Annotated in this window: 10 protein-coding genes; 4 read left to right on the forward strand and 6 right to left on the reverse strand. The window is 72.8% G+C overall.

Features of this window, described 5'->3' with window-relative positions; translation table 11 throughout:
- Positions 1-85: 85 nt before the first annotated feature.
- A complete protein-coding gene (locus tag ACFW2E_RS05485) occupies positions 86-1,435 on the reverse strand; it encodes a PLP-dependent aminotransferase family protein (protein WP_384461777.1) in 1,350 nt (449 codons plus the stop codon).
- 137 nt (positions 1,436-1,572) lie between these two features.
- Between ACFW2E_RS05485 and ACFW2E_RS05490 the strand changes: the two genes are divergently transcribed.
- A complete protein-coding gene (locus tag ACFW2E_RS05490) occupies positions 1,573-2,214 on the forward strand; it encodes a LysE family translocator (RefSeq protein WP_384461780.1) in 642 nt (213 codons plus the stop codon).
- An 18-nt stretch (positions 2,215-2,232) separates the two neighbouring features.
- Here the strand turns inward: ACFW2E_RS05490 and ACFW2E_RS05495 are convergent, their stop codons facing one another.
- Together ACFW2E_RS05495 and ACFW2E_RS05500 are read right to left on the reverse strand one after the other, a co-directional pair.
- Positions 2,233-2,988, reverse strand: coding sequence for a TIGR03943 family putative permease subunit (locus tag ACFW2E_RS05495; RefSeq protein WP_384461783.1), 756 nt, complete (start codon positions 2,986-2,988; stop codon positions 2,233-2,235).
- A complete protein-coding gene (locus ACFW2E_RS05500; protein ID WP_384461787.1) occupies positions 2,985-4,088 on the reverse strand; it encodes a permease in 1,104 nt (367 codons plus the stop codon). The genes ACFW2E_RS05495 and ACFW2E_RS05500 overlap by 4 nt, the downstream gene beginning before the upstream one ends.
- Positions 4,089-4,263: 175 nt before the next feature.
- On the opposite strand from ACFW2E_RS05500, the gene ACFW2E_RS05505 reads away from it, so the two are divergent.
- The gene (locus ACFW2E_RS05505; RefSeq protein WP_384461790.1) at positions 4,264-6,195 is read left to right on the forward strand and encodes an NAD-binding protein; all 1,932 of its coding nucleotides are present in this window, start codon (positions 4,264-4,266) and stop codon (positions 6,193-6,195) included.
- A 28-nt stretch (positions 6,196-6,223) separates the two neighbouring features.
- Here the strand turns inward: ACFW2E_RS05505 and ACFW2E_RS05510 are convergent, their stop codons facing one another.
- Positions 6,224-8,029 carry a prolyl oligopeptidase family serine peptidase gene (locus ACFW2E_RS05510; protein ID WP_384461793.1) on the reverse strand — a complete coding sequence of 602 codons (1,806 nt, stop codon included), beginning with the start codon at positions 8,027-8,029 and terminating at the stop codon, positions 6,224-6,226.
- An 83-nt stretch (positions 8,030-8,112) separates the two neighbouring features.
- Here ACFW2E_RS05510 and ACFW2E_RS05515 point away from each other — a divergent pair, with 83 nt between their 5' ends.
- The gene (locus ACFW2E_RS05515; protein WP_384461796.1) at positions 8,113-8,952 is read left to right on the forward strand and encodes a class I SAM-dependent methyltransferase; all 840 of its coding nucleotides are present in this window, start codon (positions 8,113-8,115) and stop codon (positions 8,950-8,952) included.
- Positions 8,953-9,023: 71 nt separating this feature from the next.
- Positions 9,024-9,815, forward strand: coding sequence for an SURF1 family protein (locus tag ACFW2E_RS05520; protein ID WP_384461799.1), 792 nt, complete (start codon positions 9,024-9,026; stop codon positions 9,813-9,815).
- 34 nt (positions 9,816-9,849) lie between these two features.
- Here the strand turns inward: ACFW2E_RS05520 and ACFW2E_RS05525 are convergent, their stop codons facing one another.
- Both ACFW2E_RS05525 and ACFW2E_RS05530 read right to left on the reverse strand, forming a co-directional pair.
- Positions 9,850-10,896, reverse strand: coding sequence for a hypothetical protein (locus ACFW2E_RS05525; RefSeq protein ID WP_384461802.1), 1,047 nt, complete (start codon positions 10,894-10,896; stop codon positions 9,850-9,852).
- 113 nt (positions 10,897-11,009) lie between these two features.
- Positions 11,010-11,585: a SigE family RNA polymerase sigma factor gene (locus tag ACFW2E_RS05530; RefSeq protein ID WP_384461811.1), complete on the reverse strand. Its 576-nt coding sequence runs from the start codon at positions 11,583-11,585 to the stop codon at positions 11,010-11,012.
- Positions 11,586-12,101 lie beyond the last annotated feature (516 nt).

The following is a 12,101-nucleotide window of genomic DNA, read 5'->3' on the forward strand; positions in this document are numbered from 1 at the left end:
GGGGCGGCCGCCCCGCCCCGCCCCCGATCGCCGAGGCCGAGGCCGCGGGTCAGGGGCGCGGCACCTCCTGAGCCGACCGGAGGCGTCAGTCGGTGACCAGGTCCTCCGGCGCCGACCGGGCCAGTTCGGCCAGGGTGGTGAGGGCCCGGGAGAGGGCGTCCCGCCCGGGTGAGGCAAGGCCCAGGCGGATGGCGTTGGGGGCGTGGTTGTCGCCGGCGGTGAACGCGGCGGCGGGGACCACTCCGATGCCGTGGCGTGCGGCGGCCGCGACGAAGGTGTCCGCGCGCCACGGCCGGGGCAGTTGCCACCAGCAGTGGTAGGAGCGGGGATCGCTGCGCACCGCGAACCCGGCGAGATGCCGGGCCGCGATCTCCTGCCGTACCGCCGCCTCCCGCTGTTTGGCCTCGACCAGCTTCCGCACGGTGCCGTCCTGCTGCCAGCGGTGGGCGGCCTCCAGCGCGAATCTCATGGGGGCCGACCCCGCCGAGCGCAGGCCGGCGGAGATGCCGGCGGCCAGGCCACCGGGCGCCACCACGAAGCCGGCGGTGAGACCGGGCGCGACGCGCTTGCTCAGGCTGTCGATCAGGACGGTCCGTTCGGGGGCCCGGGCGGCGAGTGGCGGCAGTTCGTCGCGGAGAAAGGCCCAGATGGCGTCCTCGACCGCGGGGAGGCCTAGCCTCAACAGGACGTCGGCCAGGTGCTGGACGCGTTCCGCGGGCATGCTGAGCGAGAGCGGGTTGTGCAGTCTCGGCTGTACGTAGACGGCGTGCAGCGGGGCGGCGGCGTGGGCCTCTTCGAGGGCTTCCGGAACGAGTCCGGCGCCGTCCATGGCCAGCGGGACGAGGGTGATGCCGAGCCGGGTGGCGACCGCCTTGACGACGGGATACGTCAGTTCCTCGACTCCGAGCCGCCCACCCTGCGGCACCAGGGCGGTGAGTGCGGCCGCGATGGCCTGGCGCCCGTTGCCCGCGAACAGGATCCGTGCCGGGTCGGGGCGCCAGCCGCCGGCGGCGAGGAGGTCCGCGGCGGACTCCCGCACGGCCGGGAGGCCGGTGGCGCCGACCGGGCGCAGGGCCTCGCCGAGGGCGTCGGGCCGCAGCAGTGCGCCGAGTCCATCGGCGAGCAGCGCGCTCTGCTCCGGTACGACCGGGTAGTTGAGCTCCAGGTCGACGTGGCCGGTGGCTGCGGGTTCGGTGAGGGCGGGGGCGGAGGACCCGGGCGCGGGAGAGGCCGCCCTGACGAAGGTGCCGCGTCCCACCTCGCCCACGGTCAGACCCCTGCGGGCCAGTTCCCGGTACACGCGCGTGGCGGTGGAGTTGGCGATGCCGTGCCGGCGCGCGAACTCGCGCTGCGGGGGAAGCCGGTCGCCGGGGCGGAGGCCGCCGGACCTGATCTCCTCGGCCACGGTGTCGGCGACGCTCTGGTAGTCCCGCACGCTGCTCTCCCCTCGCCCGACGGCGGTCTCATCCCACCACAGAATTGCACCGAGAGCAATATTCTTATTGCACTGAGTCATTGCACTGAAATACGCTCCTGCCAATCCGGCATTGCTCCGAGACGGGAGGGTGTTCCATGGTGGACGCGGTGGACGCGGTGGACCCGAGCGGAATCCTCGGCGTGACGGCGGTGGGCCTCGGCATGGTGCTCACCCCCGGCCCGAACATGATCTATCTCGTCTCCCGCAGCATCACCCAGGGCAGACGAGCCGGGATCATCTCCCTGGGCGGTGTGGCCCTCGGCTTCCTGGTGTACCTGCTCGCCGCGAACCTGGGCCTGGCTGTCGTCTTCGTCGCCGTGCCCGAGCTGTATGCCACGGTGAAGCTGGCCGGCGCCGCCTACCTCGGGTACCTGGCCTGGAGCGCCCTGAAGCCGGGCGGCGTCTCCGTGTTCGCCCCGGTGGACGTGCCCCACGACCCACCGCGCCGGCTGTTCGTGATGGGCCTGATGACGAACCTGCTCAACCCCAAGGCCGCCATCATGTACCTGTCTCTCATCCCCCAGTTCGTCGACCTGGACGAGGGCCACGTGCTGCTCCAGGGCCTCGTCCTCGGCTCGGCCCAGATCATGGTCAGCATCACGGTCAACCTGTCGATCGTCCTGGCGGCCGGCACGATCGCCGCCTTCCTCGCCCGCCGTCCCTCCTGGCTCAGGGTGCAGCGCTACCTGATGGGCACGGTGCTCGGCGCCCTCGCCGTGTCACTGGCCGTCAACTAGCCGTCCCCGGGGTCCCGGTCAGTTGTTCCAGGTCTCGTCGTACGGATCGTGCGGAGTCGGCACCGGCCTGGACCCGGTGACCCGGAGGAAGGGGATCGGACCGTCGTTGACGGGGTCCCGGATCTGCTTGGCGGTGTACCGGCCCGTCACCTCCAGCCAGGCGTCGGGCTGCAGGACCGGGGGGATCTTCCCGGTGAGGCCTATCTTCACCGGCTGGGCGTCCGCGGCACAGCAGTTGAGGGCCATGCGGACGAGGTAGGGGGTGCCGGAGCGGTCCACGGCCACGAAACCCGTGATCCGCACGCTGCGGCCGTCCAGAGAACGGCCGTGGTCGTAGACCGCGCGACCCGCGTAGTCGACCAGGTTGAGCGGCACGGGCTCGCCCGTCGGCAACTTCAGGTAGCCGTACGGCTGTTGCAGCGCCGTACCGGTCCGCATCGCGCTGTACGAGCCGAGGGCGGGCGGGGCCACCAGGATGAGGGCGAAGAGGGGAAGGACGAGGAGCCAGGAGATGCGGGGCTCGCGGTGGACGTGGCCGCCCGGGTCATGGCCGTGGCCGGCGTCACCGGGGCGGCCCTCCCGCTTCTTCCGGCGCGCGTTCCTCCACTCGTACCAGGCCGTCGCGAGTGCCGCCACGATCAGCACCACGCCCGCCGCCAGCAGCAGCGGGCGCAGACCCGCCTTGACGTAGCGCAGATAGAGGTCGGTGAAGCCCGCGTGGAGCAGGGCCGCACCCGTCAGGAACAGGACCGCCGCCTGTGCCTGCCGGTTCACAGCAGCACCGACCCGGTCAGGACCGCGCCGGCGATGGCCAGGGCGAAGGTCGCGGGGGCGAAGCGCAGGGCGAAGCCGCGGCCGAAGGTGCCGGCCTGCATCGCGAACAGCTTCAGGTCGATCATCGGGCCGACCACCAGGAACGCCAGCTTGGCCGTCAACGAGAACTGGGTCAGCGACGCCGCCACGAACGCGTCCGCCTCCGAGCAGATCGACAGAACCACGGCCAGGACGGCCAGGGCGAGCACGGAGAACACCGGGTTGTCGGCCGCCGTACGCAGCCAGCTCGCCGGGGCCACCGCCTTCAGCGTCGCCGCGGCCATCGCCCCGAGGACCAGGAAGCCACCGGCATGCATCATGTCGTGCCGGACCGACCCCCAGAACGCCTCCCCCTTGCTCTGCCCCTCGTGCGAGGCGTGCGACGGCGGGCGCAGCCAGTCGGTGCGGCCGAGGCGCTGCCACAGCCAGCCCATCACGCACGCCACCAGCAGGCTGGCGGCGAAGCGGCCCAGGACCATCTCGGGGTCACGGGGGAAGGCGACGGCCGTCGCCGTCAGCACGATCGGGTTGATCGCGGGGGCGGAGAGGAGGAACGCGATCGCCGCCGCGGGGGTCACACCCCGGCGGACCAGCGCCCCGGCCACGGGGACGGACGCGCACTCGCAGCCCGGCAGCACCGCGCCCGCCACTCCGGCGACCGGTACGGCCAGCGCGGGCCGGGCGGGCAGGGCGCGGGCGAAGAACGACGGCGGTACGAAGACGGCGATCACCGCGGACAGCAGCACGCCGAGGGCCAGGAAGGGCAGGGCCTGGACCACCACCGCGACGAACACGGTCATCCAGCTCTGCATCACCGGCGTGGACAGGGCCCCGCGGATCGGGCCCTGGAGCACCACCACCACGAGCATCAGCATGGTCAGGGCGAGCGGGGAGTTGAGGTGCCAGCCCTCCTTGTCGGACCCGCCCCCGGGCTCGCCCCCGGACTCGACCCCGGGCTTGCTCCCGGGCTTTGCGTCGGACTTCCCCTCCGGTCGGCTGCCGGTGACCGGCGCCCCGTCGCGGGGGGCCGCCCCTGGCGGAGCTTCTTCGGTGATGGCCACGGGTCGGGTACCTCCGGCGTACGGGTGCTGCTTCGCTGTTCTCCCTCCCCTTCGGTACGACGGTCCGGGCAGGGGCGTTCAGCCCGTTGCTGGAACCATCCGTCCCGTTGGGGCACTCTTTGCCCTTGTGGGGAGCGTTCCGTATCAGGGTGGGCACGGTGGTCCGCCGGCACACATGGTGGTGTGCGGCGACGACGGCCTCGCGCACCGGCTGGCCACCGAGTTGCGCGGAGTGTACGGCGAGCAGGTGACGCTCGTCGTACCGCCGAACGAGCGCGCGGCACGGCCGCCGGCCGTCGGGCGGGCGCGGGCGGCCTCGGCGGCGCTGCTGGACCGGGTGGTGAACGCGGCCGTGGGACGTACCGCGGCCAACGGCAACGGTCACGGCGGCGGGACCGGGCCCGGTGGCGGTGAACCCTCGCGGGGCGAGCGGCTGTTGGAGGCCGCCGAGCCGACCGAGGCGGTACTCGCCGACGCGGGCGTGGAGCGGGCCACCGCACTGGCGCTCGTGTACGACGACGACGAGACCAACATCCGTGCCGCGCTGACCGCCCGCCGACTCAACCCACGGCTGCGGCTCGTCCTGCGGCTCTACAACCGGCGGTTGGGCCAGCACATCGAGGAACTCCTGGACCAGGCTGCCGCGTTGGCCGTCGGCGAGGGGACCGGAGACGGGGAGGACCGGGCCTCCGGGAGCGACGCGTCGACGACGGTGCTGTCCGACGCCGACACCGCCGCGCCAGCGCTGGCCGCGACCGCGGTCGCCGGTACCAGCAAGGTCGTCCAGACGGACGAGCTGCTGCTGCGCGCGGTGGAACGACCGCCCGCCCGTCCCGGGCAGGTCGTCGCGCCCGGGCTGTGCACACTGGCACTGCTGTCGGCGACGAGCACCGATCCGGCCGGCGCGGACGGCGCCGAGGGCAGCGGGGACCGGGGGCCGCGGCTGCTGCCCCACGAGACGGAGGTACGGGCGGCCGACGGGCGCGGGACCGTCGTCCTGGAGCAGGTGTCGTACGCCGCCGGGCCGCTTCCCAACGGTCGCGCCGGGGTCGTACCACCGTTCGCCTCCCTGTTCTCCCGGCGGCTGCGGTGGTCGCTGGCCGGGCTCGTCGGGTGCGTGGTCGCGCTGGCCGTCGCCCTGGCACTGGTGACCGGGATCCATCCGCTGCGGGCCTTCTATCTGACCCTGCTGGACCTGTTCGCCATCGACGACCCTGCCATCGGTAAGTCCCTCGGTCGGCAGATCCTGCAACTCCTGTCCGGTCTGGTCGGGTTGCTGCTGCTGCCGGTGCTGCTGGCCGCGGTGCTCGAGGCGCTCGGGACCTTCCGGACCGCGTCCGCCCTGCGGAAGCCCCCGCGCGGGCTGGGCGGGCACGTGGTGCTGCTGGGACTGGGCAAGATCGGCACGCGGGTGCTGACACGGCTGCGCGAGCTGCACATCCCGGTGGTCTGCGTCGAGTCCGATCCCGAGGCCCGGGGACTCGCCACGGCGCGGCGGCTGCGGGTGCCGGTGGTGCTCGGGGACGTGACCCAGGAGGGCGTCCTGGAGGCCGCCAAGATCCATCGGGCGCATGCGCTGCTGGCGGTGACCAGCGCGGACACCACGAATCTGGAGGCGGTGCTGTACGCGCGGTCCGTGCGGCCGGATCTGCGGGTGGTGCTGCGCCTGTACGACGACGACTTCGCGACCGCCGTGTACCGCACGCTCCGGGCCGCGCACCCGCGGGCGCTGACCCGGAGCCGGAGCGTGACGCATCTGGCCGCGCCCGCCTTTGCCGGGGCGATGCTCGGTAGGCAGATCCTGGGCGCGATTCCCGTCGAGCGGCGGGTGCTGCTGTTCGCGGCGGTGGATGTGGGCGGGCATCCGCAGCTGGAGGGGCGGACCGTGGACGGGGCGTTCCGGGCCGGGGCGTGGCGGGTGCTGGCGTTGGAGGGGCGGGCCTCGGTACCCGGGGACCACATGCTGCGTGCGGGGGAGCGAGTGGTGCTGGCCGCGACCCGGAGGGGGCTGGCGGAGTTGCTCGGCCGTCCCGGGGCTGCGCCCCGGACCCCGCCGGGCGCTCCGCCCCTGGACCCCGCTTTCCCACCCGCCCAACCGTCCTCGTAGGCCGAGAAGCGGCCCGGCGCACCCCCGCTCAGCCGCCGGAGGCGCCCCCGTTCGGCAAGTGGCGGTTCGCGAAGTCCATTTCCAGGCCCACCTGTTTGATCCGCTCGTCCACGACCAGGGAACCGTGCCCCGCGTCATAGCGGTACACCTCGTGGGTCGCGCCCCGGGCCGCGAGACGCCCGACGTAGTTCTCGACCTGGCGGATGGGACAGCGCGGGTCGTTGACGCCCGCGGAGATGTAGACGGGCACCTTGACCTGATCGACGTAGGTGAGGGGGGACGAGGCCTCGTAGCGCTCCGGAACCTCCTCGGGGGTGCCGCCGAGCAGGGTGCGGTCCATGGCCTTCAGGGATTCCATCTCGTCGTGGTAGGCCGTGACGTAGTCCCCGACCGGGACGACCGCGATGCCCAGCGTCCAGGCGTCCGGCTGGGTGCCGAGGCCGAGGAGCGTGAGGTAGCCGCCCCAGGAGCCGCCCGTGAGGACCAGGCGCTCGGGGTCGGCCAGACCCGAGGACACCGCCCATTCGCGGACCGCCGCCACGTCCTCCAGCTCGATCAGGCCGACCCTGTGCTTCAGCGCGTCCGTCCAGGCTCTGCCGTAGCCCGTCGAGCCCCGGTAGTTGATGCGCACCACCGCGTAGCCGTGGTCCACCCACGCCGCCGGGCCCGCGGCGAAGGAGTCACTGTCGTGCCAGGTCGGGCCGCCGTGGAGGTCGAAGACCGTCGGCAGCGGGCCCGTCGCCCCCGCCGGCTTCTGGATCAGGGCGTGGACAAGGCCGCCGGGGCCCTCCACCCACACGTCCTCCACCGGCACCGAACCCGGGCACCTCATGCCGGGCGGGTCCAGGACCACCTTCCCCGTCGTCGAGCGGACCGTGGGCGGCTCGGCGGCCGAGGACCACAGGAACTCCACGCTGCCGTCGGGGCGGGCCGTGGCGCCGGAGACCGAACCGGGCGGGGTCGGGATGGGCGTCAGCTCGCCCGTCCCCAGGTCGTAGCGGAACAGTTCGCTGCGGGCCTCGAATCCGTGGGCGACCAGCAGGGCGGAGCCGTCCGGATACCACTCCGCGCTCACGTCGCCCGGCAGGTCCAGGACCAGGTCGGTCTCCTCGCCCGTCGCCACGTCCCACACCAGCGGCTCCCAGCGGCCGCGCCTCTGGTGGCCGATGAGCAGCCGGGTGTCGCCGTCGACCGGGGCGAAGCCCAGCACCTCGAGGCCCAGCTCCTCGGCGCCGCCCTTGGTGTCGTCGAGCTCGGCCACCGGCGTGCCGTCCTGGCGCAGGACACGCAGCGCGGAGTGCATCGCGTCGCCGTGCTCCGTGTGCTCGATCGCGATCAGCGTGCCGTCGTGGGAGAGGTCGCCGACGTAGGCCGACTCGTGGTGGCGGTAGAACTCGACGGGCGCCTCGCCCTCACGCGAGACGTGCAGCGTCGTCCCCTCCTCGTCCGTCGAGCGGCCGACGACCGCCGTGCGGCCGTCCCGCGCGAGGGCGAGCCCCGCGGGGTAGGAGGGCTCCAGGCCCGGTGCGGCGAGTTCGTCCTCGCCACCCTCGAAGGGCTGGCGGCGCCACACGCCGAACTCGTCGCCGTCCTTGTCGTCGAACCACCAGATCCACGCGCCGTCCGGAGAGAGCGCGCCGTCCGTCGTGCCGTTCGGCCGGTCCGTCACCTGCCGCTGCTCACCCGTGGCGCGGTCCCAGGCGTACAGCTCGTAGGTACCCGTCGCGTTCGACACGAACAGCGCGCGGTCCGGCGCGTCCAGCGCCCAGTCGGGCAGCGAAACCCTCGGCGCCCGGAAGCGCTTCTCCCAGTTCGGCATGCTGCTCTCACTCATCGCCCCAGTCATGGCCCCATAGTGCCTGGCCGCACCCACAATTCGCTGGCGAGTACCCCCAGCCTGTGGATAACTTCTCGATCATGACCACTGCGCCCGTACACACCGCCGGACCCGAGGACTGGCGCGAGGCCAACCGCGCCATGTGGGACGAGCGTGTGCCCCTCCATGTCGCCGGTGAGTTCTACGACCTCGCCGGCTTCCGCGCCCGCCGCGACGTCCTGCGCGACTTCGAGATCGCCGAGGTGGGAGACGTGACCGGGAAGTCGCTGCTGCACCTGCAGTGCCACATCGGGGTCGACACCCTGTCCTGGGCGCACCGCGGCGCCTCCCGCGTCGTCGGGCTCGACTTCTCTGCCCCGGCCGTGGAGACGGCCCGCGGGCTGGCGGGCGACCTGGGGCTCGGTCCCGAGCGCGCGGCGTTCGTGGCGAGCGACGTGTACGACGCGGCGCGGGCGGTGCCCGAGGCCTCGTACGACATCGTCTACACGGGCCTGGGCGCCCTGTGCTGGCTGCCGGACATCCGGCGCTGGGCCGAGACGGCGGCCTCGCTCGTGGCGCCCGGTGGTTTCCTCTACCTCGCCGAGTTCCATCCGATCACCGAGTCCCTCGACGACGAGACCGGTTCCCGGATCGTGCACGACTACTTCGCACGGGACGCCCGGGTCTTCGACATCCCCGGCACCTACGCCTCCGTCGTCACCGACACCGTCCACAACCGCAGTGTCGAGTGGCAGCACACGCTGGGCGACGTCGTCTCCGCGCTCGCGGCGACCGGGCTGCGCATCGAGTTCCTGCACGAGCACGACGTCTCGCTCTTCCGGCGTTTCGAGAACTTCGAGGTACGGGACGGCTACCACCGCTTCCCGGCGGACCGGCCGCGCATCCCGCTGCTGTACTCGCTGAAGGCCTCCCGGGCCTGACCCCGTAAACGCGAACCGCGGAACCGGACCCGACAAACGATCCGGTTCCGGGCACCCGTACCGTTGAGGGCGTGTACCGGTTTCTGCTGACACCCCGCTGGTGGGGCATCAACGTCTTCGTGCTGCTGGCCATCCCCTTCTGCGTCTTCATGGGGTCGTGGCAGCTGAGCCGGTTCGAGGCGCGGGTGCAGGACCACCGGAGCGCGACCGAGCAGGCCTCGTCGGACAGGTCGCAGGCGGCCAGGCCGCTGGCCGAGCTGCTGCCCGTCGACAAGAGCACGTCGGGCCGGCGGGTCACCGCGACCGGCCGGTACGGCGCCCAGTTCCTCGTACCCGGTCGCGAACTGGACGACAAGCACGGCTTCTACGTGCTGACGCTGCTGCGCACCGACACCGGCAAGGCGCTGCCCGTGGTGCGGGGCTGGCTGCCGGGCGAGGCGGACCCGGTGAAGGCACCGGCCCCGCCCTCCGGCGAGGTCACGGTCACCGGTGCCCTGCAGGCGTCCGAGACGCCCGGGGACAACGGCGTCAGCGCGCGGGGCGGGCTGCCGTCCGGGCAGACGGCGGCCATCAGCGCGGCCTCGCTGGTGAACCTCGTGCCGTACCGGGTGTACGACGCGTGGGTCACGCTCGACAAGGGCGACTCGGGGATGAGGGCCGTGCCCGCGAGCGCACCGGACGGCACCGGGCTGGACCTGAAGGCGTTCCAGAACCTCGGCTACACCGGTGAGTGGTTCGTCTTCGCGGGCTTCGTGGTCTTCATGTGGTTCCGGCTGCTGCGCCGCGAGGTGGAGTTCGTCCGGGACGCGGCGCTGGGCCTGGTGCCGGACGAGGAGAGCGTCTCCGCCCCTTCCGGCGTCTGAGGCGCGGGACGCCGTCGCCGGACGTCCCGGGCGTCTACGTCGCTGCCAGCACCCCGGTCCAGTAGACCGTGCCCGCGCACGCGTTGGGCACCGTCGCCGGGACCGAGGGCGACCCCGCCTCCGGCGTGTGCGTCACCTGGACGCTGCCGTCGGCCGTGCCGTCCTCGGTGAGCAGCTGGGTGCCGACCCCCGACGAGGTGGTGCCACCGGTGTCGGTGCCGCCGGTCGAGCCGGTGTCCTGGCTGGGCGACGGGTCGGGCGACGGGCCGCCGGTGTCCGAGCCGCCGTTGCCGCCGGTCGTGGGGCAGGTCTCCGAGGGCACGAAGGCGAACTTCTCCTCGTAGGCCGCGCCGGGCCGCAGCACCAGGGAGGTGACCTCCAGGGAGGGGTCGGGCAGCCCGGTGGCAGCGTCCCCGGCCGTGTGCCGTACCGCACCGACCTTGGTGGCGTCCGCGGCGCCCTGCGCGAGGGCGGCCACGCTGCCCGCTCCGCCGACGGTGCAGCTGGTGGCGGAGACATTGGTGACGCGGAAGGTGCCGTAGACCACGCCCGCGGAGTCGGGCGCGTTCACGGTCCCCGAGGTCGAGCCCAGCTGGGCCGCGGTGCACACCGGGATGCTCGTGGCCGTGGACGCCGAGGGGTCGGCGCCGTTGGGCGAGCCGGTGCCGTTGCCTCCGCTCCTGCCCTTGTCGCCGTCCTTCTTGCCGTCCTGGCCCTTGTCCGAGGCCTTGCCGCTGGAGCCGCCCGCGGTGCTGGCGCCCCCGTCCGGGTTCTTGCCCTGGCTCACGCCGCCCTGGGCCTGCGAGGCCTGTCCGGCGTTGGAGGTGTTGGGGTCGAAGCCGCCGGCGTTGGAGACGTGCACGAGCGCGGGGATGGCCGTGCCGATGAACAGCGCGGCGGCGGCCATGCCGACGGCGGCCTGCCGCTTGCGCGCCCGTCGCGCGGGTACCGCGCGCCGCAGGTGCTCCAGCGTGCCGTCACGTGGCTCGACGTCCTCGACGGCGGAGTGCAGCATCCGGCGCAGCGCCAGCTCGTCCGAGCCGAGCCCCTCGGGGCCCTTTTCTTCGGGGCCGTGGTTCACAGTTCCGTTCCCAGCGTGCGATTGCGTGTGCTCTTGCTCGTGCTGTTCCGTGGGCTCATGCCAGGCATAGGGTTCGTGGCGCTCATGGGAATCGCCTCCCTCGGGGCTGTCGCTCATGCCGGCGCCTCCATGGCCACCCGCAGTGCCGCGATGCCTCGCGAGCCGTACGCCTTCACCGAGCCCAGCGATATCCCGAGCGTCTCGGCGACCTGTGCCTCGGTCATGTCCGCGAAGTAGCGCAGGACCAGGACCTCGCGCTGACGGCGCTGCAGGCCCTTCATCGCCTTGATCAGGTCCCGGCGCTCCAGCTGGTCGTACGCGCCCTCCTCGGCGCTGGCCATGTCCGGCATCGGCTTGGACAGGAGCTTCAGGCCGAGAATGCGGCGGCGCAGGGCCGAGCGGGAGAGGTTCACGACCGTCTGGCGCAGGTAGGCGAGGGTCTTCTCCGGGTCCCGGACGCGCTTGCGGGCCGAATGGACGCGGATGAACGCCTCCTGGACGACGTCCTCGCAGGAGGCGGTGTCGTCGAGGAGGAGTGCGGCGAGTCCGAGCAGCGAGCGATAGTGCGCCCGGTAGGTCTCGGTGAGGTGGTCGACGGTCGTGCCGGCCGCCACGGACTCCTCGGCGCCGTCACGCTGACTCGGTATGCGGGCGGGCCGCGCTGCGGGCATGGGCGCGATCACCGGCATGCCGCCGGGCGCACCGGCCATGCGGGGACGCAGCGCCGCGCGGGGCGGGCGCAGGGCCGCCGAGCCGCGGGTCGCCGTGATTTCGAGTACGTCAGCCACGTCAGTTGGACACGCTTCCCCCCGTAAGGGTTGTACGTGCCGGGCATCACTTTTGCGCCAGACGCGTCGGATGACGCGGCCGACAACGTTTCCGCGGCCGGGAGTACACCCGACGGAGCCTCAAGTGCCGTCATGCGTCCCGCTCTTCCCCTATGTCCCATATGGACGGGCGTCCCCACGCCCGTATCATGGCGTCCCCACGCCCGGTTCAGCGCGTCCCCAGGCCCCGGAAGGGCGACCGCAAAGACGCTCCCCGCCCTGCGCGCGGTTGCGGAGGGCGGGGAGAAAATCTTCGAACGCCGAAGGGCCCGATTCAAGTGGTGGGGGCCCAGGTGCGGCACCCCACCCAAAAAAAAAAAAAAAAAAAAGTATCACACACCACCCCCGGGATTAACGAACCCCCCCCCCGGGCCCGCG

Source organism: Streptomyces sp. NPDC058964 (assembly GCF_042741275.1).
Taxonomy (GTDB): domain Bacteria; phylum Actinomycetota; class Actinomycetes; order Streptomycetales; family Streptomycetaceae; genus Streptomyces.